This window comes from Micromonospora profundi (genome assembly GCF_011927785.1).
Classification (GTDB): domain Bacteria; phylum Actinomycetota; class Actinomycetes; order Mycobacteriales; family Micromonosporaceae; genus Micromonospora; species Micromonospora profundi.
This window is the reverse complement of the sequence record NZ_JAATJK010000001.1, coordinates 3,780,032-3,804,018: the sequence shown is the minus strand read 5'-3', so window position 1 is coordinate 3,804,018 and position 23,987 is coordinate 3,780,032. Positions and strand designations below refer to the sequence as shown.

24 protein-coding genes are annotated in these 23,987 nt (G+C 70.6%); 10 read left to right on the top strand and 14 right to left on the bottom strand.

Features of this window, described 5'->3' with window-relative positions; all coding sequences use genetic code 11:
- The first annotated feature begins 128 nt into the window (after positions 1 to 128).
- Entirely contained in the window at positions 129 to 485 is a 357-nt protein-coding gene (locus tag F4558_RS16690; RefSeq protein ID WP_167945065.1) for a cytidine/deoxycytidylate deaminase family protein, read from the top strand.
- 33 nt (positions 486 to 518) lie between these two features.
- On the opposite strand, the gene F4558_RS16685 is transcribed toward F4558_RS16690, so the two are convergent.
- Entirely contained in the window at positions 519 to 878 is a 360-nt protein-coding gene (locus F4558_RS16685) for a YciI family protein (RefSeq protein WP_167945064.1), read from the bottom strand.
- A gap of 142 nt (positions 879 to 1,020) precedes the next feature.
- Between F4558_RS16685 and F4558_RS16680 the strand changes: the two genes are divergently transcribed.
- The 4 genes from F4558_RS16680 to F4558_RS16665 all read left to right on the top strand — a co-directional run bounded on the left by F4558_RS16680 (position 1,021) and on the right by F4558_RS16665 (position 5,148).
- Positions 1,021 to 2,067, top strand: coding sequence for a FecCD family ABC transporter permease (locus tag F4558_RS16680; protein ID WP_167945062.1), 1,047 nt, complete (start codon positions 1,021 to 1,023; stop codon positions 2,065 to 2,067).
- The gene (locus F4558_RS16675) at positions 2,064 to 3,170 is read left to right on the top strand and encodes a FecCD family ABC transporter permease (RefSeq protein WP_312877347.1); all 1,107 of its coding nucleotides are present in this window, start codon (positions 2,064 to 2,066) and stop codon (positions 3,168 to 3,170) included. The genes F4558_RS16680 and F4558_RS16675 overlap by 4 nt, the downstream gene beginning before the upstream one ends.
- Positions 3,171 to 3,256: 86 nt before the next feature.
- On the top strand, positions 3,257 to 4,198 hold the full coding sequence (locus tag F4558_RS16670; protein ID WP_167945060.1) for an ABC transporter ATP-binding protein: 942 nt from the start codon (positions 3,257 to 3,259) through the stop codon (positions 4,196 to 4,198).
- Positions 4,198 to 5,148, top strand: coding sequence for an ABC transporter substrate-binding protein (locus F4558_RS16665; protein ID WP_053653388.1), 951 nt, complete (start codon positions 4,198 to 4,200; stop codon positions 5,146 to 5,148). Before F4558_RS16670 ends, F4558_RS16665 begins: the two co-directional genes overlap by 1 nt.
- Before the next feature lie 185 nt (positions 5,149 to 5,333).
- Here F4558_RS16665 and F4558_RS16660 read toward each other — a convergent pair whose 3' ends face one another.
- Positions 5,334 to 6,227 carry a hypothetical protein gene (locus F4558_RS16660; RefSeq protein ID WP_167945059.1) on the bottom strand — a complete coding sequence of 298 codons (894 nt, stop codon included), beginning with the start codon at positions 6,225 to 6,227 and terminating at the stop codon, positions 5,334 to 5,336.
- 180 nt (positions 6,228 to 6,407) lie between these two features.
- Entirely contained in the window at positions 6,408 to 7,052 is a 645-nt protein-coding gene (locus tag F4558_RS16655; RefSeq protein ID WP_167945058.1) for a hypothetical protein, read from the bottom strand.
- 336 nt (positions 7,053 to 7,388) lie between these two features.
- Between F4558_RS16655 and F4558_RS16650 the strand changes: the two genes are divergently transcribed.
- Entirely contained in the window at positions 7,389 to 8,099 is a 711-nt protein-coding gene (locus F4558_RS16650; protein ID WP_209273317.1) for a class I SAM-dependent methyltransferase, read from the top strand.
- Positions 8,100 to 8,301: 202 nt separating this feature from the next.
- Here the strand turns inward: F4558_RS16650 and F4558_RS16645 are convergent, their stop codons facing one another.
- The 8 genes from F4558_RS16645 to F4558_RS16610 all read right to left on the bottom strand — a co-directional run bounded on the left by F4558_RS16645 (position 8,302) and on the right by F4558_RS16610 (position 16,589).
- Complete coding sequence (locus tag F4558_RS16645; RefSeq protein ID WP_167945057.1) at positions 8,302 to 9,120, bottom strand: phytanoyl-CoA dioxygenase family protein; 819 nt, start codon at positions 9,118 to 9,120, stop codon at positions 8,302 to 8,304.
- Positions 9,117 to 10,538, bottom strand: a complete 1,422-nt coding sequence (locus F4558_RS16640) for a glycosyltransferase (protein WP_167945055.1) — start codon at positions 10,536 to 10,538, stop codon at positions 9,117 to 9,119. The genes F4558_RS16645 and F4558_RS16640 overlap by 4 nt, the downstream gene beginning before the upstream one ends.
- A gap of 18 nt (positions 10,539 to 10,556) precedes the next feature.
- Positions 10,557 to 11,216: a phosphoheptose isomerase family protein gene (locus tag F4558_RS16635; protein ID WP_167945053.1), complete on the bottom strand. Its 660-nt coding sequence runs from the start codon at positions 11,214 to 11,216 to the stop codon at positions 10,557 to 10,559.
- Entirely contained in the window at positions 11,213 to 12,001 is a 789-nt protein-coding gene (locus F4558_RS16630; protein WP_167945051.1) for a cupin domain-containing protein, read from the bottom strand. Before F4558_RS16630 ends, F4558_RS16635 begins: the two co-directional genes overlap by 4 nt.
- The gene (locus F4558_RS32200) at positions 11,998 to 12,948 is read right to left on the bottom strand and encodes a transketolase family protein (RefSeq protein ID WP_053653396.1); all 951 of its coding nucleotides are present in this window, start codon (positions 12,946 to 12,948) and stop codon (positions 11,998 to 12,000) included. Before F4558_RS32200 ends, F4558_RS16630 begins: the two co-directional genes overlap by 4 nt.
- Positions 12,945 to 13,826, bottom strand: a complete 882-nt coding sequence (locus F4558_RS16620) for a transketolase (RefSeq protein ID WP_167945049.1) — start codon at positions 13,824 to 13,826, stop codon at positions 12,945 to 12,947. The genes F4558_RS32200 and F4558_RS16620 overlap by 4 nt, the downstream gene beginning before the upstream one ends.
- 521 nt (positions 13,827 to 14,347) lie before the next feature.
- Positions 14,348 to 15,328 carry an aldo/keto reductase gene (locus tag F4558_RS16615; RefSeq protein ID WP_167945047.1) on the bottom strand — a complete coding sequence of 327 codons (981 nt, stop codon included), beginning with the start codon at positions 15,326 to 15,328 and terminating at the stop codon, positions 14,348 to 14,350.
- A gap of 52 nt (positions 15,329 to 15,380) precedes the next feature.
- A complete protein-coding gene (locus tag F4558_RS16610) occupies positions 15,381 to 16,589 on the bottom strand; it encodes an MFS transporter (RefSeq protein ID WP_167945045.1) in 1,209 nt (402 codons plus the stop codon).
- A 77-nt stretch (positions 16,590 to 16,666) separates the two neighbouring features.
- Here F4558_RS16610 and F4558_RS16605 point away from each other — a divergent pair, with 77 nt between their 5' ends.
- Positions 16,667 to 17,704 (top strand): LacI family DNA-binding transcriptional regulator, encoded by a 1,038-nt coding sequence (locus F4558_RS16605; protein ID WP_053653400.1) that lies wholly within the window; start codon positions 16,667 to 16,669, stop codon positions 17,702 to 17,704.
- Positions 17,705 to 17,734: 30 nt separating this feature from the next.
- Here the strand turns inward: F4558_RS16605 and F4558_RS16600 are convergent, their stop codons facing one another.
- Entirely contained in the window at positions 17,735 to 18,307 is a 573-nt protein-coding gene (locus F4558_RS16600) for a TetR/AcrR family transcriptional regulator (RefSeq protein WP_053653401.1), read from the bottom strand.
- Between the two features lie 112 nt (positions 18,308 to 18,419).
- On the opposite strand from F4558_RS16600, the gene F4558_RS16595 reads away from it, so the two are divergent.
- On the top strand, positions 18,420 to 19,139 hold the full coding sequence (locus F4558_RS16595; protein ID WP_167945043.1) for an MBL fold metallo-hydrolase: 720 nt from the start codon (positions 18,420 to 18,422) through the stop codon (positions 19,137 to 19,139).
- A 9-nt stretch (positions 19,140 to 19,148) separates the two neighbouring features.
- Here the strand turns inward: F4558_RS16595 and F4558_RS16590 are convergent, their stop codons facing one another.
- A complete protein-coding gene (locus F4558_RS16590) occupies positions 19,149 to 21,662 on the bottom strand; it encodes a DEAD/DEAH box helicase (protein WP_167945041.1) in 2,514 nt (837 codons plus the stop codon).
- A gap of 52 nt (positions 21,663 to 21,714) precedes the next feature.
- Positions 21,715 to 22,413, bottom strand: a complete 699-nt coding sequence (trmB, locus tag F4558_RS16585; protein WP_053653404.1) for a tRNA (guanosine(46)-N7)-methyltransferase TrmB — start codon at positions 22,411 to 22,413, stop codon at positions 21,715 to 21,717.
- Between the two features lie 130 nt (positions 22,414 to 22,543).
- On the opposite strand from trmB, the gene F4558_RS16580 reads away from it, so the two are divergent.
- Together F4558_RS16580 and F4558_RS16575 are read left to right on the top strand one after the other, a co-directional pair.
- Positions 22,544 to 23,125, top strand: coding sequence for a hypothetical protein (locus F4558_RS16580; protein WP_053653405.1), 582 nt, complete (start codon positions 22,544 to 22,546; stop codon positions 23,123 to 23,125).
- A gap of 187 nt (positions 23,126 to 23,312) precedes the next feature.
- Positions 23,313 to 23,978 carry a class F sortase gene (locus F4558_RS16575; protein WP_053653406.1) on the top strand — a complete coding sequence of 222 codons (666 nt, stop codon included), beginning with the start codon at positions 23,313 to 23,315 and terminating at the stop codon, positions 23,976 to 23,978.
- Positions 23,979 to 23,987: the final 9 nt, after the last annotated feature.

Genomic DNA, 23,987 nt, shown 5'->3' with positions numbered 1-23,987 from the left:
CAAGAATAGGCAGCGCGGCGGCGCAGCGCCCCCGGGTTACCGGCCCGACGGCCGCCCGGCGGGCCGGGGTCGGGCGGGGCACGCCGCCGTTTAGAGTTGGCGGCCGACGTCGAGCGCTGGGGGCCGGGATGGAGCTGCGGGACACCGACCGTGCGCTGGTGCAGGCCGCCTCGGCGGTCGCCAAGCTGCGTTGCCGCAGCCAGCGCCACACCGTCGCGTCCGCGGCGCGTACCGCCGACGGGCGGGTCTTCACAGGCGTGAACGTCCACCACGAGACCGGCGGGACCTGTGCCGAGCTTGTCGTCATCGGCACTGCCGCGACGCAGGGCGTCACCGAGTTGGAGACGATCGTCACGGTCGCCGACCGGGGCCGCGAGGTCGTCGCGCCGTGCGAGCGGTGCCAGGCCGTCCTGCGCGACCACTTCCCGTCGCTGCGGATGATCGTCGGGCCGGTGGACGCCCTGCGGGTGGCCCCGGTCGCCTGATCCGGCCGGCCCGTCTGAGCGTCGGTGGCGCGCTCAGTCGCCGGATGCCGCCTCCAGCATCGACACGGGCATCGGCACGCTCTCGAACCGTACGTTGCCCTCCGGCACCATCCAGCTCATCACCCGCACGGCCAGCAGGCCGGCCCGTACCGCCGGATCGTTGTGGAACAGCTCGCGGGCCTCGTCCGGGCCGATGGAGAGCACGACGAAGCCCCGCAACCGCTCGTCGTCGCCGGCCAGGAACGGGCCGGCCGCGAGCACGAGGCCCTGCTCCACGAGGCCGGCCTGGTGGGCCAGGTGGGCGTCCCGCAACCGGTCGGCCGCGTCCAGCGGCAGCTCGGGGACCTCCGCCGGCCGGACCAGGAGTACGACCGTGTGCTGGTCGAATCGCATGAGCCCACCCTAGGCGCGCCAGTCCTCCCGCGCGGGCGTCCGCCCTGGTCAGCCCTTTTCGGATCGACAGGTACCAGTTAGGCACCCCTCAGCCGCTCAGCTAAGGTAAGGCGAACCTAAGCGCGAAACGTGCAGGAGAATCGTGACCACCCTCGCCAGCCGGCCGGCCATGGCCCGCAGCCGGTCCGGCACCCGTACCGGCCGTCGGGTGGCAGTCACCGCCGGAGCCGCGCTCGTGCTGCTGCTCGCCGTACTGGCCAGCTTCGCGCTCGGCAGCCGGCAACTCGGCGTCGACCAGGTGTGGCACGCCCTCGTCGCGCCGGACAGCGGCGACGCCACAGTAATCGTCCGCGAGCTGCGGATGCCGCGTACCGCCCTCGGGCTCGCCGTCGGCCTCGCACTCGCCATGGCCGGCGTGCTGTTCCAGGCGCTGACCCGCAACCCCCTCGCCGAGCCGCGCATCCTCGGCATCAGCGCCGGCGCGTCGTTCGGCGTGGTCCTCGCCATCTCCGTCTTCGGAGTCGGAACGCTCGCCGGGTACGTCTGGTTCGGCATCGCCGGGGCGCTCCTCGCCGGCGTGCTGGTCTTCGCCATCGCCGCCCGCGCCCGCGAAGGCGCGAGTCCGGTCACCCTCGCACTCGTCGGCGCAGCGCTCGACGCCAGTCTCGCCTCCGGGGTGTACGCGCTGCTCAGCATCGACGCCCGCACCTTCGAGGAGTACCGGTTCTGGGTGGTCGGCGGACTCGCCGGCCGCGACCTGACCGTCACCGCCCAACTGCTGCCCTTCGTCGTCGTCGGGCTCGTGCTGGCCGCCGTCGTCGCCCGTGGACTGGACGCGCTGGCCCTCGGCGACGACGTGGCCCGTGGCCTAGGCCACCGCATCGGCCTGGTCCGCCTCGGCGGTGGCCTGGCCGCCGTGCTGCTGACCGGGGCGGCGGTGGCGGCGGCCGGACCGATCGCCTTCGTCGGGCTCGCCGTGCCGCACCTGGCACGTGCCCTGGTCGGCGCGGACCACCGCTGGACGCTCGCCGTGTCCGCCCTGCTCGGGCCGGCGCTGCTGCTCAGCGCCGACGTCGTCGGCCGGCTCGTCGCCCCACCCGGCGAGATACCGGCCGGAATCGTCACCGCCCTGATCGGCGCGCCGCTGCTGGCCTTCCTGGTCCGTCGCGCCCGGGTGGTGACCGCGTGACCGCCACCACCCACCGCCCGGCTGACTCTTCCGGTCCGGCTGACTCCTCTGGTCCGGCTGGTGCTCGTGGCACGCTGCTGCCCGGGCGGTCGCTGCTGCGGGTCGGCCCGGTCAGCCTCCAGGTGCGCCGCCGCGCGGTGCTGGTCGCCGTCGTGCTCACCGTCCTGCTCCTGCTGGCGATGCTGCTCAGCCTCTCCCTGGGCACCCCGTACGTCGCCACGGCCGATGTCGTCCGCTCGCTCTCCGGCGCCGGCACCCCGTACGACCTCGTTGTTCTTGATCTTCGGTTGCCCCGGATCCTGCTGGCCGCGGTGGCCGGCGCGGCCTTCGGCGTGGCCGGCACGCTCATCCAGAGCGTGGCCCGCAACCCCCTCGCGAGCCCCGACGTCATCGGCATCACCCAGGGCGCCGGCCTCGCCGCGACCATTGCGCTGACCAGCGGGGCCGCCGCGGTCCTCGTGGCACCCAGCGCGCTTGTCGGTGGCCTGGTGGCGGCAGCACTGCTGTTCGCCCTCGGCGCCCGGCACGGGCTTGCCGCCCAGCGGTTCGTGCTCGCCGGTGTGGCTGTGGCGTTCGCGTTCCGGGCGCTGATCGAGGTGGTCATGCTCACCGCCGACCCGATCGACGGGTTGCGCGCGCAGATCTGGCTGATCGGCACCCTTGCCGGCAAGGGCTGGACCGAGGCCGCCTGGATCGCCGGCACCCTGCTGGTGCTGCTGCCCGTGCTGGCCTGGGCCGGCTGGGCGCTCAACAGCACCGCCCTGGACGACGACACCGCACGAGGCGTCGGGCTGCGGCCGGTGGCCCGCCGGATCGGTCTCGCCAGCACCGGCGTGCTCGTCGCCGCGATGGTCACCGCCCAGGTCGGCGCCGTCGACTTCGTGGCGCTCGTCGCCCCCCAACTGGCCCGCCGGCTGGTACGCGCCGAACGGCCGCCGCTGGTCTGCGCCGCTCTGCTCGGCGCGCTGCTGCTGGTGCTCGCGGACCTCGCCGGCCGGCGGCTGTTCGCGCCCACCCAACTGCCCGCCGGTGTGCTGACCGCCGCGATCGGCGGTCCGTACCTGATCTTCCTACTGCTGCGCGGACGGCGGCGGCCGTCGTGACGTCGCCCAGCCCGCCGCACAGCACCGTGACGTCGCACGGCACCGTGACGCCGCAACAGACCGTGACGCCTCGAAGGAGTGGTGCGATGCTCTCCACCCGCGACCTGGTCGCAGGCTACGACGAGCGGACCGTGCTCGACGGGCTCAACCTGGACCTGCCCACCGACGCCTTCACCGTCATCGTCGGGCCCAACGCGTGCGGCAAGTCCACCCTGCTGCGCACAATGGCCCGGCTGCTCACCCCGCGGCGCGGCGCGGTGCTGCTGGACGGCACGGCGATCCGCGACCTACCGACCCGGGAGGTCGCCCGCCGGCTCGGTGTGCTGCCGCAGAGCCCACTCGTGCCCGAGGGCGTCACGGTTGCCGACCTGGTCGGGCGGGGCCGGCAGCCGTACCAGCGGTGGTGGCGGCAGTGGTCGTCGGAGGACGGCGCGGCGGTCGACGAGGCGATGGCCCTGGCCGACGTGGCGGACCTCGCGGACCGCCCGGTGGACAGCCTCTCCGGCGGCCAGCGGCAGCGGGTCTGGATCGCCATGACACTCGCCCAGGACACCGACGCCCTCCTGCTGGACGAACCCACCACCTTCCTCGACCTGGCACACCAGGTCGAGGTGCTGGACCTGCTGCACCGGCTGCGCGTCGAGCGCGGACGCACAGTGGTCGCCGTGCTGCACGACCTCAACCAGGCCGCCCGCTACGCCGACCACCTGGTCGCGATGCGCGATGGCGCGGTGGTGGCCGTCGGACCGCCCCGGGAGATCCTCACAGCCGACCTGGTCCGTGACGTCTTCGGGCTGGCCTGCGTGGTCGTACCCTGCCCGGTCACCGGCGCGCCCCTGGTGGTGCCCGCACACACCGGCGGCACCGCCCCGGCCGCCGCTCCACCCGCGCGGTCCACTGCCGCTCCGTCCGCCGCGTCGGCCGTTGCTGGCGACCCCGATCTGTCGGATGCGTCCACCACGGACGCCCGACCCGCTGGCGACGCGGTCAAGCCGCTCGCCATCTCGCACCCCTCGAAAGGACTCTGATGCGTCGTCGTCTCGTCGCCGCTCTCGCCGCGGCCGCCGCCCTGAGCGTCGGACTCACCGCCTGCGGTGAGAGCGACCCGGTCGCCAACTCCACCACCGCGGAGACCCGGGAGATCACCCACGCCATGGGCACCACAAAGGTGCCGGCGGACCCCAAGCGCGTCGTGGTGCTCGACACCGACAAGATCGACACGGCGCTGTCGCTGGGCATCACACCGATCGGCGCCGCCACCGCCGGTGAGGCCAAGAGTTGGCCGACCTACTTCGGCGAGGACAAGCTCACCGGCATCAAGGAGGTCGGGGTCCTCACCGAGCCCGACCTGGAGGCGATCAACGCGCTGAAGCCGGACCTCATCCTGGGCAGCAAGTTCCGCCAGGAGAAGTTCTACGACGAGCTGGCCGCCATCGCGCCCACCGTCTTCACCGAGAAGGTGGGCATCACCTGGAAGGAGAACTTCCTCCTCGACGGCAAGACGCTCGGCCGTGAGCAGCAGGCCAAGGACCTCCTCGCCACGTACGAGAAGCGGGCCAAGGACTTCGGTGCGACCCTCGGCGACCCCGCCGCCCGCAAGGTGTCCATCGTGCGGTTCATCCCGGGCAACATCCGGGTGTACGGCCCCGACTCCTTCTCCGGCATCGTCATCGGCGACACCGGCCTCGGCCGCCCCGAGCGGCAGATGCTCGCCAACAAGGAGGACAAGCGCTTCGACCTGGTCAGCCCCGAGCGGATCAACGAGGTCGACGGTGACGTCATCTTCGTGACCGCGTACGGCGAGAAGGCCGCGGCCGAGCAGGCCAAGGTCGGCGGCGGCACTCTGTGGAAGGGCCTCGGCGCCGTCAAGGCCGGCAAGGCGTACCCGGTCTCCGACGAGATCTGGATGACCGGCATCGGCGTCGGCGCCGCCAACAAGATCCTCGACGACCTGGCCAAGTACCTCCCCGCCGCGTAGCCAGCCAACCTGCACCGCACCGCATTCGCACCGCACCGCACCGCACCGCATTCGCGCCGCACCGCACCGCACCGCACCGCGCCCTGCCGGCCCAAGATCCGCGCAACTTCGGGGAAAGTGCTGCCTCACGAGTTGGTGAGACAGCAGGATCCGAGAAGTTGCGCGGATCATGGCGTGTCCAGGGGTCAGCGACGGCGGGTGCGCAGGGCGGCGCGGAGCTCGGTCAGGAAGCCGTCGAAGTCCTCCCGGAGCCGCTTGGCGGTGATGTGCAGAACAAGCCAGTCCTCACCCAGCAGACGGTTGAGGCGGCGCCGATCGCGGTGAAACTGCTCCGGATCGCGGTGCCACAGGCCGTCGTACTCGACGGCGACCTTCAGGTGCGGCCAGGCCAGGTCAAGGCGGGCCACGAACCGGCCGTCGCGCTCGACCACGAACTGGGTGACAGGCGCCGGAAGCCCGGCGAGGACGATCCGTACCCGGAGCCGGGACTCCTGGGCCGACTCCGCGCCGGCATCGGCCAACTCGGCCACTCGCAGCATCCGTTTCCAGCCTCGACTGCCGACTCGCGCCCTGGCGTCCGTACGCAACCGGGGGAGCGCCACCAGGTGTAGGCCGGCGAGGCGATCGACGACGGCGACCGCCTCCTGCGTGGGGAGCCACTGGGCCAGGTCCCAGCAGGTGCGTGTCGGCGTGGTCAGCGGGACGCCGGAACGGACCCCGACATCGCTGGCGCTGATCGCACCGGTGTGTACGGTGAGCCCCGAGACCGGCCCGAACCGCTGCCCAATGGGCACGAGCACGTCGAGAGGTTCATGGTCGGCAATCGACGTCGCACCGTAGAGCGCCGCTGCGCTGCGGCCTGCGATCAGCACGCCCGGTGGCAGCACCCACCGGGCCGCCGCCGCACAACGGATGTGGTGCGTGAGGGTCATCTGTGCGTCCGCGTAGACATCCCGGAACAGGGGACGCCACGCAGCGCTCCGCAACTCCGTGCGGGTCAGCAGACCTTGGGCGACGATCCGGGAGCCGCGAAAGACGCGGCCCTGCAATGCTGCCGGCCGTCGTGGGGGTACAGGCATGTTGACACCTTGACCGGCGGACATGCCCCTGGTCAGTCCCTGTGGATAACCTCCACCGGCAACGGCCAGACCAAGATCCGCGCAACTTCGCCGGACCTGCTGCCTCCCGACGACGGGAGGCAGCAGGATCCCTGAAGTTGCGCGGATCTTGGCGATTGCGGGTCGCGCGGGTCGGTGGTGTCAGGCGGCGGTGGACCAGATTGCGCGGAAGGCGGCTGCTTCGCCGGCCAGCCAGCGTTCGATCTGCTCGGGCTTGGCGTCGGTGGGCATGCGGTGGGCCTGACCCCGCCGGACGTCGACAAGGACGGGCTCGGCGTGCGGGAGAACGGCGTCCATGTGTCGGGCCATCAGGTGCAGGGTCGCGAGCATTGATTCCTCGCTCGGTGGTGCCTCGTCGAAGTGCAGGCGGACCGCTTCGGCGCGACCGTCGTTGTGGCGTACGCCGAAATGGGGATTGATCTTGACGGGGAGGTCACCCAGCATGGCCAGGGCGTCGCGGGTCTGTGCGAGGTCGATGGCGGCCGGGTCGCCGAGCGAGTGCAGCCAGGCGGTGGCACCGGGCACCAGGGCCTGGTAGAGCGGACGCCAGCGTGGCTTGACCACGTCGACCACCCCCGTCAGGTGGGTGCCGCCGGTGTGGAAGGCGATGTCGGCCTTGAGCGCCTTGACGAACTGGCCGTGCGGGTTGAAGCCGGAGCGGCTGGCGCGCTGCTTGCGCAACCCGCCCACGAAGGTGGCCTTGGTGGGGCCGGTGCGGTCGACGTAGCGGGTGAAGCCGAGCAGGGTGGCGTAGGGCGTGAGGGGCGTGGAGGCGGGCGCGGTCACGGGCGTCCTCCCAGGTCAGGAGCCTTGATTAGTACATACATTCTAATCGACGCCACTGACATTGCCCAATGAATCTGACGCTCTGAGTGTCCGGTCCACTTGAAGCTGGCACCGTCCACGGTTGTTGGCACCAGTGGTGGCGCCGTCCGGATTGTGTTGGCACTGGTCTCCGGTCTCCGACATCTGGCGTCTGTCTCGCTGTAGCTGGTGACGGCCAGGGCGGTGTCAAACCTCGAAGGTGGGTGCTCGGTTCACCGAAGTTGGCTTGGAAACTGGTAGCGTGCGCGGCTTCCGAGACCTACGCGTCCGCACCAGTTCACGAGGAGGAGCCGAACGATGACGGATACCGGAACGCGGTTGGAAGGCGGCGGCACTTCTGGGTCACGGAGCAGGCGAGCGGGCGACTGGTTGGCAGACATCCGGATCTCCTACGACACGGTCGCCGACAGTTACTCCGACTACACACGGGTGGCTTTGGCTGGGGAGCCCTATCTGCTCGCGGCGTTGGCGTTGTTCGCCGATCTGGTCCACGCCGCCGGCGGTGGCCCGGTGGCGGACGTGGGCTGCGGACCAGGCCATGTCACTGCCCACCTGCATAAGCTGGGCGTCGATGCCTTCGGCGTCGATTTGTCACCCGCGATGATCGACATCGCTCGGCGGGAGCACCCCGACCTGCGGTTCGAGGTGGGTTCGATGACGGACCTACAACTCGCTGACGCCTCGATCACTGCCCTGCTCGCCTTCTGGTCGTTGATCCACATCCCCGACGACGAGATCCCGGCGGTTCTTAGCCACTTTCGGCGGGTGCTGCGTCCCGATGGACCTCTGTTGCTCGGCTTTCACGTCGGAGATGAGTCACGGCTGAAGACGGAAGGCTACGGCGGTCATCCGATGAAGGTCTACGTGCACCGCCGTCAGCCGGACCGGATGGCGACCTGGCTGCGCGATGCCGGATTCACGGTCAAGGCTCAGATGCTGCTCGGCCTCGACGAGAGCCTTCCAGGAGCGGTCCTCTTTGCACACCGCCGGCAAGAAGGTGCCAACTAAACCTGGACGGAAACGCTTCCGCCGTCCGCGCCTAGTTGGCACCGCAACTGCTCACGCGCGACGATTAGTGCCACCTTCACGTGGACCGGACACTGAGGTTGTCCGTTCACGCACGTCGCGTCCGGGTCCGGGGCCCCCGGGGGAGCCGGGGCGCCCGGACCCGGTCCCGCCACAGGGGGCGGGCCGTCGTGCTGATCAGTGGTCAGCGCTCGGCGCCGACGAACCGCTGACCGCCGCCCCGCGTCTGCACCAGCTCGGGGTACGCCCGGCTCGGATCGGCGTAGGTGTTACCGGCGCGGTCCTTGCCGCGGGCCAGGAAGATCTGGTGCTTGTGGCCCACCCCGTCGTGGTTGAAACGGACGCTCGTGCTGATGTACCGCATGGTGAAACCGCACCGCCGCATCGCGCTGCGGTTCACCTCGCTGCTGTGCACGAGGCCGCCCGAGTGGATGCTGAACTGGTTGGGTTGCAGCTGCACCGGGACCGCCTGGCTGGCGTCGATGCGACTCTGGTCCAACTCCTCGTCGAAGACACTGGTGTCGTCGGTCACCCGCCGGTAGCTGCCCTCACCGCTGACGTGGCTGCCGGGGATGACCTTCATGCACCCGTTCTCCAGTGTGGACGGGTCGATCGCCAGCCAGATCGTCATGGCCTGGCCCGCGGGCTCGATCATCTCCCGCCAGAAGTATCCGTCGGTGTGCCACGGGACGCTCTTGCCGTCGCCCGCAGGCTTGCAGAAGAAGTGCGACGTGAACAAAGCGATGTCCGGCCCGAGCACGCTCTCGACCACGTCGAGTACGTCCGGGTCGAACAGCCACCGGAACAGTTCCGGGTCGGTGAAGTGTGGAACGTCCATGTCCTCGGGCCGGTCGCCCTCGGGCAGCGCCGCGAGCTTGCGCTCGAAGTGGTCCTTCAGCGCGAGAAAGGCGTCCGGCTTGAGAAGTCCGTCGCCGATGACGTATCCGTCGGTGCGGAACGCCGCGACCTGTTCCGGGTCGAGTCCTCGCTTGCTGGTGCTCATCGCGTCACCATCCTCTCTGGCGCCAGCATCGACGCCGTCGTCGTCACCTCCCGGTCGGGGAGGAAGTCGTCCCGCACCCGCTGGTGCGCCCGTACACCGATCTCCTGGCGGTCCACCGCGCCGCTCAGGGTGGTAGTGATGATGCGGCCCAGACCGCGCAGGTCCGCCGGGTCGGTCAGCAGGTAACCGTCGACCCCGTCGGTGATCTGGGCCCGGATGCCGCCGACAGCGCTGCCCACCACCACCCGCGACTTCCACATCGCCTCCGCCACGGTGAGCCCGAACCCCTCGGCGAGGCTCTTCTGCACCACCACGTCGGAGGCCCGCTGGATCGCGTTGACCAGCAGCGCGTTCTCCGTCTGATCCGCCATGGGCAGGCTGACCAGGCTCACCCGCCGGCGCTGCGCCGGTGGCAGCTTCCGCCACCGGTCCAGGCAGTCCGCGTACCAGAAGCCCTGCTCGACGTCGTCGGCGATGGCTTCCGGGTCCGGGCCCACAAGGGCCAGGTGCCCGACCGGTACGTGGTCGGTGACGGCGGTGAGGACACCTGCCATGTCCTTGAGCCGGTCCCACCGTGACACCTGGGTGATCAGCGGTTCGCCGAGCTGGCGACCACCGTCGGAGATCACGGTCGGCGTCGACAGGAGTCGGACGCCCCCCGCAGCCGTCTCCACCGACAGTGGCGATCTCGCCGGCTCGCCGTTCGGGTCCAGACCGCACTGCGCCAGACACGCGCGGACGGCGTCGGCCGGAAGGTCGACGTTCTTGGCGTCGAACGGCGAGATGAACGGTGGCTGGATCCGTACCGGCCGGTGGCGCAGTCGGGCCGGAACGTGGTCGGCCACCGAGAAGATCAACGAGTCGGCGGCGTCCAGCAGTTCGGCGAGGAACTCCCACCCGCGTTCCGAGGCGTCGGTGGGCTCGTCGACACCGACGTGGCAGCGCCAGTGCACCGACGCGACCCGGTCCGCCAGCAACGGGGCCATGCCCGCGGTCTGGTGGTCGTGGAGGATGACCACGTCGCGGCGGTCGACGTGTTCGACGAGGCGGTCGGCGGCCGGGGCGAGGGCGTGCAGGTACGCCTCACGCTCAGCAGGGCCGAGCGGCCCCCCGTCGCCGTCGCTGCCGTAGAGCGCCACGCCGAGCCGCTTGGTGATCCGGAAGAACGCGTCGTCGCCGCTCACCACCGCCCACCGGGACCGGACGCCCAACTCGTCGTAGAGGGGCAGCAGGGTGCGCAGCATCTCGGCCACCCCACCGCCGGTCGGGGTGGAGTTGACGTGCCAGAGGGTGCCGCCCCGCAGCCTGTCCTGGATCTCCGCGGCGGCCTTCCGGAGCCGGTCGGACCGCTGCGGGCCGATGAGCCGTTCGAGAGAGGTGAGCACGGGTCTCGACCGGACCGGGTTGATCGTCAGCATCGGACCATCCCCGTTCTGTTATCCGGCCACCTGGACGCGGTCGGCTGCTTCCTGACCGACACGCTGCTTGAGGAGGCCGACCAGGATGTGGTTGACCGAGAGCATCGCGTCCTCGAAGTGGAAGTTGTTGTCGTTGCTGCCGGTCTGCCCGGGAAACCGGGAGGTGCCCGGCACGACGAGGCACACGTCGGCGAGCGTCCGGCAGCGACCGCCGTCGCCCTTGGTCATCGCGAAGGTGCGCGCCCCGGCCTTCGCCGCGGCCTCCAGCGCGCGTACGACATTTGGGGAGTTACCGCTTCCGCTGTACGCCATCACCAGGTCGCGTTCGGTGGCGAACGGTTCGAGCGACGCGGCGAACATGTTGTCCGGACCGAGGTCGTTGACAAGCCCGCTCAGCTCCGCTGACGAACCGCACAGGTTGACGAAGGTGAGTCGCCGCACCGCCGACGACACCGGGCGGCTCTTGTCCTCGGAGACGAACGGGTGGTGCTTGAAGTCGCAGTAGGCGTGGTCGAGGGTGCCGGCGTTGCCGCCGTTGCCCATCGCGTAGACGGTGCCGCCCTCGTCGTACGTGCGGAACAGCATCTCCGCGGCCGCCGCCACAGCGTCGACCGGGAACTGGTCGATGATGGCCCGCTTCTCCGCCAGGTACAGCCGGATGTCGTCGTCGATGCTCATACCCGCGCTCCCGCGTGCTCGACCTCGATGCGACCGTTGCCACGGTTGGTGTCGTCGGCCCACCTGATGACGTCGTCGAGCTCCGGGGTGGAGACCTCGACGGAGGTGTAGTCCGATTCGGCGATCACCCGGTGCAGGACGTTCGCCGCCGACGACCAGCCGGACCTGCGGGAGTGCACGGCGCGGGGGAGGGCGTCGGTGTCGATGACGGCGTCGGTGTCGTGGGGGGCCGGAGTGCCGTTGAGGACTGTCGCCTGGCCGTCGACGACGTAGTTGGTCTCCACCTTCTGCTGGTGCGACTGCAACGACGACTGGTGGCCGGCCGTCATGTGGATCTGCTTGAGGGCGTACGGGACGCCGTCGAGGTTGTTGGTGTACCAGACCTCGTGCCCCCACGGCTTGTCGACGCGGTAGACGTCCACGTCGCGGCAGCGGGCGGTCTCGGCCGCACCGGAGGGCGCTACGTCCCAGGACTCGTGAACCGGCCCGGTCTGCGATCCGGCTTCCACGACCACTGCCGGCTCGACGCCGACCTGGGCGAAACGGTAGGTCGCGCCCGGCTCGGCGTGCCAGCCCCGCAGGTAGCCGTACTCACGGTGCCCGCTGCCGTCGGCGTGCCGCGACTCGAGGCGGACCCGGCCGCCGATGACGATGAAGCTGCGGTGGTCCCCGGGGTGGTGCCGGTACGGCGAAACGGCCCCGGGCGCGAGTTCGTGCTCGACGAAGAGGTAGGGGGCGTGGTCGAGGTCGTGGGCGAGGTTCTTCGGCTGGTCGGCTCTCGTCATTGCTTGCTGCCTCCGATCTCGGGGGTGTTGGCGCCGGTCACGGCCCGGATCCGGCTGGCCACACCCGGCGCGTCCAGTTCGTAGCGTTCGTAGAGTTCCTCAGGGGATCCGGCCTGCCCGTAGTCGTCGACTCCCCAGGCGTGGAACCTGATGTGCCTGTCGAGACCCAGCACGATGCGGCCGATCTCGTCGATCAGGCCACCACGGATGAAGTGGTCCTCGAAGACCAGGACGTGCCGGTACTGCCGGAGCAGGTCGCCGGTGGCCGGCACGTCCAGGGGCAGGGACGAGGCGTTCACGACTGTGGGTCGCAGCCCGGTCGGGGCGAGCAGTTCGACAGCGTCGAGCACCACGGGCACCATCGCGCCCATGGTCACGACGGCGACCTCGGTGCCGTGGCTGACGACGTCGGGATGCCCGGGACGGAACTGGTAGTCCTGGTCGTGCACCTCGCGCTGCGGTTGCCGGCACAACCGCAGGTAGATGGGACGATCGTGGGTCACGGCGTACGCCAGCATGGCGCGGGTCTCCACCCCGTCGGCGGGCTGGAGCACCTCCACGTTGGGCAGGCTGCGCATCAGGGCCAGGTCGCGCAGGCCCATCTGGGTGGGGCCGTCCTTGCCGATGGCGAGCCCGGCGTGCGTGCCGACGAGCACGACGCCCGCGTTGTTGAGCCCCACCGACTGGAAGATCTCCAGGAACTTGCCGGTCAGGAAGTGGCCGAAGCTGGCGATGAACGGCCGGTACCCCTCCTGCGCCAGCCCGGCAGCGACGCCGATGGCGTTGGCCTCGGCGATGCCGATCTCGAAGAACCGTTCGGGAAAGGTCTGCTTGAACCTGGTCGTCTTGGTCGCCGAGGCGAGGTCGCAGTTGACGACCAGGACGTTCTCGTGGTCGGCGGCGACGTCCACCAGGGCGTCCCCGAACCAGTCGCGTGTCGCCTTCACACGCTCACCTGCCCCAGGTAGCTGATGGCGTCCTCGTACACCTCAGGTGTCAGGGCGCCGCTGTGTGAGCCGTTCAGCAGGATCTGCCCCGGGCCCAGATAGCCCTTACGGGTGTGCGCGATGATCACGGAGGGCTGCATCCAGTTCTCCCGCGCGTTGGCGACGGCGTCCCGGATCGCCAGGTGGGAGTGGCCGTTGACCTCCTGGACGTGCCAGTGGAACGACCGCAGCTTCTCCGGTAGCGGATGCAGAGGCATGATCTCTTCGAGCGTTCCGTCGTTCTGACTGCGGTTGTAGTCGACGATCAGCACCACGTTGGCCAGGCCCCGGGCCCCGGCGTACATGAGGGCCTCCCACATCTGCCCTTCCTGAAGCTCGCCGTCGCCGACGAGGCAGTAGACGAAGGAGTCCGCCCCCCGCAGGCGTCGCGCCTGGGCGCGTCCCAGGGCGACCGACAGCCCCTGGCCGAGAGCCCCGGTGCTCACCGCCACGAGGTCGAGCCGGGTGCGGTCGGGGTGCCCCTGGAGCCGGCTGTCGATCCGGCGCAGGGTGCCGATTTCCGCCGGGTCGAGCTCGCCCGCGACCATCAGGGCGGCGTACCAGGTCGGTGCGGCGTGCCCCTTGGACAGGACGAAGACGTCCTTTCCGGAGGCGTCCATCTGGTCGAACTTGAGCACACTGACCAGGTCGACGCAGGAGAGCGACGAACCGACGTGGCCGGATCCGGCGAGATGGATCATCTTGAGCAGATGTGCGCGCACATCGTTTGACAACTGGGCGATCCGGGAGAGCCGGTACGGCAACTCGAATCCGTCGTCCACCAGATTGGGGTGACGATCCGGTGGTAACGCGTCGAGGTACGTGATGCTTGCGGTCAACGAAATCCCTCCTTTGTGGTGCGCCAGGTCTTCGAGGCTTTCGAGGAATGCATTCCGGGCAGGGTGAAGCCTGCGATTCTGTCACCATTTAGTGGGCAGAATGCGCGCCGGATCAGCCGTGCCAATTGCGCACAGCTCGTCGATAAACAGATCTTCAGTGCGATTGTGGAGGCGGTCCACCTGCCGCCAGAACGCCTACCGCGAGCGCGTCACCGCCCGGTAGCGCTACAGTCCATGGAATCCCCCGGTAATAGATATTGGCGGATCTCTTCCTGTACCTGAGATTTCCACACAGCGCCAGAGGCGTCAAGTCTCCAGCCGTAATGACCATTGATGGAGCAGCTGTTTATTTCCTAAACCGTGATCTGGGTCACATCAATTCAATGCAATTCCCACGACCTATCGAGGGTGTCTTTCGGGCGACACGACTGTGTCATTCAGTCGAAACATGACGTGTTGACTATGGCCGCATTCTTGCAATTGATCACGCCCGTCACGAAGTGGGCAGGACGACCCGAGGGTCAGTCCAGGGCCACCACGGCGTGCGGCTCGTAGCACCGCTCAAGCTGGGCGACCTCGTCCGACGAGAGCACGACATCGAGCGCGCCCAGCGCCTCGTCGAGCTGCCCCACGTTCGTCACGCCGAGGATCGGTGCGCTCACCACGGGCTGACGCAGCAACCACGCGAGCGCCACCTGCGCCCGGGGCGCCCCTCGCCTTTCGGCGACCTCGGCGAGCTGTGCCGCAACCGCCCTGTCCGACTTCTCGGTCCGGGCGTACAGGCTGTGCCCGAAGGCGTCGTCGGCGGTGCGGGGGGTGCTCGCCGTCCAGTCGCGGGCCAGCTTGCCCCGGGCCAGCGGACTCCACGGAAGGGTGCCGATCCCTCGGTCCCGGCAGAGCGGAAGCATCTCCCGCTCCTCCTCGCGGTAGATCAGGTTGTGGTAGTTCTGCATGCTCACGAACCTGGTCCAGCCGTGCCGCTCGGCGACCTGCAACGCCGTGGCGAACTGCCAGGCGTGCATCGAGGAAGCGCCCAGATAGCGGACCTTGCCGGCGCGGACGACGTCGTGCAGGGTCTCCAGCGTCTCCTCGATCGGGGTCTCCGGATCCCAGCGGTGGATCTGATACAGGTCCACATAGTCCGTCCGGAGCCGGCGCAGGCTGTTGTCCAACTCGGCGAGGATCGCCTTGCGGGACAATCCGCGCTGGTTGGGCCCCGGCCCCATCGGGCCGAAGACCTTGGTGGCGATGACGACGTCGTCGCGACGCGCGTACTCGCCAAGGGCGCGGCCGAGGATCTCCTCGCTGGAGCCATCGGAATAGACGTTCGCCGTGTCGAAGAAGGTGATGCCCGCGTCCAGTGCCCGGCGGATCACCTCTCGGCTCTCCTGCTCGGGCAGTGTCCACGAGTCGGCTCCCCGGTGCGGCTCGCCGAAGCTCATCCCGCCCAGGCAGAGCCGGGAGACGGAAAGCCCAGTGGAGCCGAGCCGCGTGTACCGCATCACCGAACCTCCTGTCGCCGTGCCCGTTGACGATTGCGTATCGGCGGCCTGGTCACCGGACCGCCCGGGGCAGCGCGCCCAGCACCAGTGCGGCACCGACCGCCATGATCGCGAAGACCATCCCCATGCCGAACGCGTCGGTCAGCGGCCCCACCACGATCGGCGCCGAGATCGCACCGACGCGGGACAGCGCCGACACCATGGACGCGGTGCGGGCAGGAGCGATGCCGTGCCGCACGCTGAGGTGGTCCGCCGCGCCGAACAGCAGGGGGAAGGCCGGCCCGGCTCCGAATCCGGCCACCGCCACCGCGGCCAGCGCCCACCACGCCGGCGCGCCCGCGAGCGTCGACAGCAGACCGGCGCCGACCGCCGCCATCATCGTGGCGCCGCTGACAGTGGCGACCCTCGCCTGACCGATGCGGGCCACCGCCGCGTCCAGGAGCAGGCGGGAGGCGAGCAGGCCAGCGCCGAAGAGGACCGGCGCCGCCGCCGCCACCTGCGGTGTCGCGTCGAAGCCGCGGCTGAGCAGGAGCCCGGTCCACTCCTGCCCAGGGCTCTCCACGTAACTCGCGGCCACCGCCGCCAGACCCAACACCGGCAGTACGTACCGCAGGCGACCTCTCGACCGTCGCGGCTGCGCCGGTTTGCCGGTCGATGCCGGTGCGGGTGGGCCGCCGGCCACCACGCCTCTGCGGCTGATGGCGATCGCCACCTGGACGACAAGCGCGATCGCGGCGGCGATGCCGACGTGCAGGGCGACCGGCACCCGGAGCCCGGCGGCGATCGTGCCCAGCACACCCGCTCCGGCCAGGGACAGTGACCAGGTGGCGTGCATCCGGCCCATCAGTGTCGTGGCGCGGTGCTGCTGCACCCGGACCGCGAAAGCGTTCATCACCACGTCGTGCGCGCCGTCGAGAACACCCAGCAGGAGCAGGGCCCCGCCGAGCAGGATCAGTTGGGGCGCCCACGCCACACCCACAGCCAGCAGCGCGTAGCCCGCGCCGGCGAGCAGGGTGGCCGATCGTTCACCGACCGCGCGGGCGAGCAGGGGAGCGACAAGCGACCCGAGCAGCCCACCGATCGCCGCCGCGAAGAGCACCACACCGAACTGGGTCTCGCTGGCGGACACCCGGTCGGCGATCTCGGGATAGCGGGTGAGCAGGCTGCCGTAGAGTGCGCCGTTGACCGCGAACGCGGACGCGGGAACGAGCCAGTCGCTGCTCGTGCGGCCGCGCACACCGTCCGCCACATCGACGCCCATGGGGCTAACTTATACGTATCAGAGAGCCGGCACAACGCAGTGGAGTCTCCGAGATGAGCAACGTTCCACCCCCGCGGATGCGAGACGTCGCGAAGGCGGTAGGCGTCAGTCAGGCCACTGTGAGCAATGCGTTCAACAGGCCCGACCAGCTCAGTCGCGAGCTGCGCGACCGGATCCTCGACGCCGCACAGGCCCTCGGCTACCCGGGTCCTGACCCGCTGTCGAACACGTTTCGCAGTGGGCGGACCGGTGCCGTCGGGCTGATCATCCACGAGCCCCTGCAGTACCTCTTCGAGGACCCGGCGGCGCGACTGACCACGGCCGGAGTGGCCCGCATCTGCGGCGAGCACGGCTCCTCGCTGGTGCTGGTTCCCCGCGCCGAGCCGGGCCTTCCGGACATCGTTCCCAATGCTCTGGTGGACGGCTTCGTCGCCTTCTGCGACCCGCTGGAGCCCGAGCGGCGCGAGCTGCTGCGCGCCCGCCGCCTGCCGGTCGTCGGGCTCGACGCCCCGGTGGCGCCGGGGGAGCCGTACGTCGGCATCGACGACCGGGCCGCCGCCCGCTCCGCGGCAGCTCACCTGGTCGACCTGGGCCACCGCCGCGTCGGCGTGATCAGCTTCGCCCTGGCCCGGCGCTCGGAGACGACTCTGGTGCCCGCCGGTCTCGACGCCCCCACCGGGTACGTCGCCAACCGCGCCCGCCTCGACGGCTACCGGGACACCCTCGCGCCCGTACTCGCCGATGGTGGCCGTGTCGTCGTCGTGGCGGCCCGCGGGGTCGAGGAGGCCGACGGTGCCGCCGCGGCAGCACCTCTGCTGGATCTCGCCGAGCCGCCCACGGCGATCCTGGCGATGAGCGACAGGTTGGCGCTCGGCGTCGTCGCCGAGGCGACCCGCCGTGGCATCGGGGTCCCCGATCGGCTCTCCGTCGTCGGGTTCGACGACGTACCGGAAGCGGCGGCCGCCACGCCGGCCCTGACGACAGTGCGGCAGCCGCACGCCCGCAAGGGCGCCGAGGCCGTCCGCATGCTGCTGCGGCCGGCCCTCACCCGTACGACGCTGATCCTGCCCACCGAGGTCGTCGTGCGCGCGTCGACGGCGCCGCCCCGCGGGTGAGGCCGGCCGGCAGTCGGGGAGGCGCGGTGGTCAGGTCGTTCGGGGCAGGTTAGCCAGGGCTGCGGTCAGGCGGTCGATGCCGAACTCGAACGCCTCGTCGAGATCGCCGCCGAGGTTGAAGGCGCCGGCGAGTTCCATGCTGACGAAGCCGTTGGCCCAGGCGGTGAGCATGCGGGCGCCCGCCAGCGCGTGCTCGGGTCCGGCGAGGTCGGCGGCGACGCGGAGCGCTGGTGCGCTGGCCAGGGTCAGGCTTTCGAGGCTGGGGCGGGTCTCGGCGGGGCCGTTGCTGAACATCAGGTGGTAGCCGGCCGGTTGGGCGTGGGCGAACGCGCGGAAAGCGCGGGCCAGTTCGGCGAGGTCCCGGCCCGGGTCGCCGCTGCCGGCGACGGCGCTGAGCCGCTCACCGAAGTCGCGGACGATGGCCTCGGCGACGAGCCGGATCAGGTCGTCGCGGTTGCGGACCCGCTTGTACAGCGAGGGGGCGCGTACGCCGACCCGCTCGGCGACCGCCTGCATGGTCAGGCGTGGGAGCCCTTCGGCCTCCAGGATCTGGCGGGCGGCCGTGACGATGTCGGCGAGGGACGTCCGGTCGGGGGTGGGCATGTGGTGGTCCTTCCAGGTGGGCGACGACCGTCACCCATGATAGCTATGGCGCTTAGGCATGATGGCTATGTATCGTAGCCATCAGAGCGGGACGCCACACCTGGAGGAAGCCATGAAGCTCGGACCACACCTGCACCGCATCGGCAACGACATCGTCGCCGCCTACCTGATCGACACCGAGGAGGGCGTGACAGTCGTGGACGCCGGCCTCGCCGGCCACTGGTCCGACCTCGTCGCGGAGCTGTCCGCCATGGGCCGCTCGCTCGCCGACGTCAAGGGTCTGATCCTCACCCACGGCGACACCGACCACATCGGTTTCGCCGAACGGCTCCGGCGCGACCACGGAGTACCGGTCTACGTGCACGAAGCGGACGCCGCCCGGGCCCGCGGCGAGGTCAAGTCCAAGGCGCCCTTCGGGACGTTCAAGGTCGGGGCGACGGCAGGTTTCATCTGGTACGCGGGCCGCAAGGGCGGGCTGCGCACGACCTACCTCACCGAGGTGATCGCCGTGCAGGACGGTCAGGTGCTCGACCTGCCCGGCGCTCCCCGCATCATCGGCATGCCCGGCCACTCGCCGGGCAGCGTCGCCGTGCACGTGCCGGTCGCCGACGCCGTGTTCGTCGGCGACGCACTCACCACCCGACACGTGCTGACCGGCCAGCCGGGTCCGCAGCCGGCGCCGTTCACCGACGACCCGGCGCGGGCGCTCGCCTCGCTCGCCCGCATCGAGGACCTGCGGGCCACCTGGATCCTCCCCGGCCACGGCACCCCGTGGAACCAGGGCGCCGCCGAGGCCGTACGCCGGATCAAGGCCGCCGCCCAGACCCGGTGACGGTGGACGTCAGAGCTGGCCGACGTCGGTGACCCGGATGACCGCGGCACCGACCTCGTCGGACGCGACCAGGTCGACCTCCGCGCTGATGCCCCAGTCGTGGTCGCCGTCGGGGTCGTCGAAGATCTGCCGGATCTTCCAGCGCTCCCGGCCCTGCTCGATCATCAGCAGCGCCGGCCCCCGGGCGTCCGGACCGATGCCGATCGAGTCGTACGCCTCGAAGTACGGCCCCAGCGCGTCGGCCCACGCGTCGTAGTCCCAGCCGTCGCCGGCGTCCAGTTCGGCGAGCAGGTCCCAGCGGCGCAGCGCGGCCAGCTCGACGCGGCGGAACAGCGCGTTGCGCACCAGCACCCGGAACGCCCGCGCGTTGCGGGTGACCGCCGGTGGCCGGTCGGTGAGGGCGGCGTGCGCCTGGGCCACCTCGGCCACGTCCGACGGGTTGCGCAGCCGTTCCCACTCGTCGATGAGGCTGGAGTCGACCTGGCGCACCAGTTCGCCGAGCCACTCGATGAGGTCGATCAGTTCCTCGGTCTTGGCATCCTCGGGGACGGTCTGGCGCAGCGTCTTGTACGCGTCGGCCAGGTAGCGCAGGACCAGCCCTTCCGAGCGGGTCAGCCCGTAGAACTGGACGTACTCGGTGAAGGTCATTGCCCGCTCGTACATGTCGCGGACGACGGCCTTGGGGGAGAGTTCGTGGTCGGCGACCCAGGGGTGCCCCTGCCGGTACATCTCGTACGCGGCTCCCAGCAGTTCGGCGAGCGGCTTGGGGTAGGTCACCTCGTCGAGCAGTTCGAGGCGGGCCTCGTACTCGATGCCCTCGGCCTTCATGGCGGCCACCGCCTCGCCGCGCGCCTTGAACTGCTGCGCGGAGAGGATCTGCCGGGGGTCGTCGAGGATCGACTCGATGACGCTGAGCACGTCCAGGGCGTACGACGGGGACTCGGCGTCGAGCAACTCGATGGTGGCCAGGGCGAGGGGGGAGAGCGGCTGGTTGAGGGCGAAGTCGAGCTGGAGGTCGACGGTGAGTCGGATCCGCCGGCCCGTCTCGTCCGGCTCGGGCAGCTCCTCGACAACTCCACCGGCGCGCAGGGCCCGGTAGATGGCGATGGCCCGGCGGATGTGCCGGCGCTTGGCGGCGGGCTCCTCGTGGTTGTCGGTGAGCAGGTGCCGCATGGCGGTGAACGCGTCCCCGGGGCGGCCGATGACGTTGAGCAGCATCGAGTGGCTGACCTGGAAGCTGGACGTCAGCGGCTCCGGCTCGGCCTCGACCAGCCTGTCGAAGGTGGGCTGGCCCCAGCCGATCGAGCCCTCCGGCGGCTTCTTGCGGACCACCTTGCGGCGCTTCTTCGGGTCGTCGCCGGCCTTCGCGAGGGCCTTCTCGTTGTCGATGACGTGCTCGGGTGCCTGCACCACGACCCGGCCGATGGTGTCGTAGCCGGCCCGCCCGGCCCGCCCGGCGATCTGGTGGAACTCCCGGTTCTTGAGCAGCCGGGTGCGTACCCCGTCGTACTTGGACAGGCCGGTGAACAGCACCGTGCGGATCGGCACGTTGATGCCGACGCCGAGCGTGTCGGTGCCGCAGATGACCTTGAGTAGGCCGGCCTGGGCGAGGGTCTCCACGAGCCGGCGGTACTTGGGCAGCATGCCGGCGTGGTGCACGCCGATGCCGTGCCGGACCAGCCGGGACAGCGTCTTGCCGAAGCCCGAGGTGAACCGGAAGCCACCGATCGCGCTCGCGATCATGTCCTTCTCGGCGCGGGTGCAGACGTTGACGCTCATCAGCGCCTGCGCGCGCTCCAGCGCGGCGGCCTGGGTGAAGTGCACGACGTACACCGGGGCCTGCTTGGTCTCCAGCAGCTCTTCGAGCGTCTCGTGCAGCGGCGTCATCGCGTACGAGAAGATCAGCGGGACCGGCCGCTCGGCCGAGCGGACGACGGCGGTCGGCCGCCCGGTACGCCGGGTCAGGTCGTCGACGAACCGGGTGGTGTCCCCCAGGGTGGCCGACATCAGGATGAACTGCGCCTGCGGCAGCTCGATGATCGGCACCTGCCACGCCCAGCCCCGGTCGGGCTCGGCGTAGAAGTGGAACTCGTCCATGATCACCTGGCCGACGTCGGCCCGGTCGCCCTCGCGCAGCGCCAGATTGGCAAGGATCTCCGCGGTGCAGCAGATGATCGGGGCGTCGGCGTTGACACTCGCGTCGCCGGTGAGCATGCCGACGTTCTCGGCGCCGAAGACCTCGCACAGCGCGAAGAACTTCTCCGACACCAGGGCCTTGATGGGCGCGGTGTAGAAGGTCGTCCGGCTGTCGGCGAGGGCGGCGAAGTGCGCGGCGACCGCCACCAGGCTCTTACCGGAGCCGGTGGGCGTGTTCATGATCAGGTTGGCGCCGGAGACGATCTCGATGACCGCCTCCTCCTGATGGGGATAGAGGTCGAGGCCGCGATCCTTCGCCCAGCCGGCGAACGCGTCGAAGAGGGTGTCGGGGTCGGCGCTTGTCGGCAGCGCGGCGGTGAGCGTCATATCCCGTCCATGGTGCCTGGATCATGCCCTCCGGCGCCAACCGGCCTTCGTCTCACCGGCGCCGGTAGATCAGGTCGGCGACCGGCCGCCCGGCGGTGATCGCCCGCCGTTCGAACTTCGTCACCGGCCGGTGGGCCGGACGAGGTGCGAAACCGCCGTACGCGTCCACCAGCTCCGGGTCAGCGTCCAGGGTCTCCCGCATCGCCTCGGCGTACTCGGCCCAGTCGGTCGCGCAGTGCAGCGTGCCACCCGGCGCCAGACGGGAGCGCAGCAGTGCCACGTGCGCCGGCTGGATGATCCGCCGCTTGTGGTGGCGGGCCTTGGGCCACGGGTCCGGGAAATAGACGTGCACAGCGGCCAGCGCACCCTCGGGCAGGCCCCTGACCAGGTCCAACGCATCGCCCCGCGCGATTCGCACATTGTCCAGGTCACCGCGCTCCACCAGGTCGAGCAGGTTCGCGATTCCCGGCGTGTGCACCTCGACCGCCAGATAATCTCGACCCGGGTCAGCGGCGGCCATCGCGGCGGTGCTGTCCCCCATGCCCGAGCCGATCTCCAACACCACAGGTGCCCGGCGGCCGAACAGTTGCGCGAGGTCGACGGACGCGTCCGACACGTCCAGGCCGTACCGGGACCAGAGCCGGTCGAGCGCGTCGGTCTGCCGGCCGCTCATCCGGCCACGACGGGGGTGGAAGGTGCGGATGTGGCCCACGGGCGGAACTGCGGCGGGATCATGGTCGGTGGCGGTCACAACCACCCGAGGGTACGCGACGCCGTCGGCGGATCGGATGTGATGTGCGACCGGGAGTGAGAGGATCCATCTGGTACGGCAGGCCGGGCGGTCCGCTGCCCGGCGCGGTCCTAGCGCGTCGAGAGGGGGCATCGTGACAGTGACCCGTGGCGGCGTGATCCTGGCCGTGGTGACAGTGCTCGCCGGCCCCCTGCTGGCCGCCGCCCCCGCGTATGCGGCTCCCGGGCCGGACGCGTCCCAGCCGGCTGGACTGCCGGTGTCCGCGCCCCAGCCGCCGTCTCCGGTCGACGTGTTCGTCGAGGTGACCCCCAGCACTGTGCAGCCCGGCTACCTCGTCGGCATCCGGGCCAGTTGCCGGGACAACTCGGTGGGCGCCACTGTCGTCTCCGACGCCTTCGGTGCGATCGGCGTCCAACCGCAGCGCGGCGTCCTCACCGCCGCACCGATGGTGCGCGAGCGCACCCGCCCCGGCAACTACCGGGTCAAGTTGGAGTGCCGCGACGGCGAGACCGCCTCGACGATGCTCCAGGTGGTCAAGAAGGTGCCGGAACACCCGAGCCGAGGGCCGGCCACCGGCTTCGGCGGCGGCTCCGGCGGCATGACCGGCAAACTGCTGCTGCCCGGCGGTGCGGCGCTCACCATCACCGGACTGATCGTCGCGGTGCTGGCCCTGCGTCGACCGCGTACCGTCCGTGGCGCCGTCCGCCGCTGAGCCCGCCATGGAGATCTTCCACCCCACACCGCCGCCCGCCGGTTCGCGACCGCCCGCCGGCTCACGACCTTCTGCCGGCTCGGGACCGTCTGCCGAGCGGTCGTCCGCCGGTACGCGACCGTCTGCCGGGCGGTCGTCCGCCGAGCGGTCCTCTGCCGGCTCGTCGGCTTCCCCGGGCCGGCCGTCCGTGGCCGCGCGCCCGGCGACGGTCGTCGCGCCCCGGCGCAGCCGTCCGTCCGGGCGCAGCCCCTGGTCGGTGCCCCTGGCCGTGGTGCTGGTGCTGGCCGGCGTGTTCGCGACCGGTGCAGGGTTGGGCCGGTCGGTCGGCCCCCTCGACTGGGCTCCGGCCGGCGGCGACCGCCCGACCCGCAGCGAGACGGTCGGGCTGTCGGCCAGCCGCCCGGTACGCCTCACGGTGCCGGCGATCAAGGTGGCCGCGCCGGTGGCACCCGTCGGGCAGGCACGCGACGGCTCGATCGCCGTACCGCCGTTGGAGCGGCACAACGAGACCGGCTGGTACGACCGCGGCCCGACCCCGGGCGAGCCCGGCCCGGCCGTGATCGTCGGGCACGTGGACACCAAGAGCGGTCCGTCGGTCTTCTACGACCTGGGCAAACTCAAGCCCGGGGATCTGATCGAGGTCGCCCGCGCGGACCGGTCGGTGGTGGTCTTCAAAGTCGACACCGTCGAGCACTTCCCGAAGGACAGGCTGCCCGCCGAACGCATCTACGGGCACGACGGCCCGGCCGGGCTGCGATTGATCACCTGTGGTGGCCAGTTCATCGGGGGCCGGACCGGCTACGCCGACAACGTGATCGCGTTCGCCAGCATGCAGTCGTCCCGCAAGCCCTGACTAGTCCGC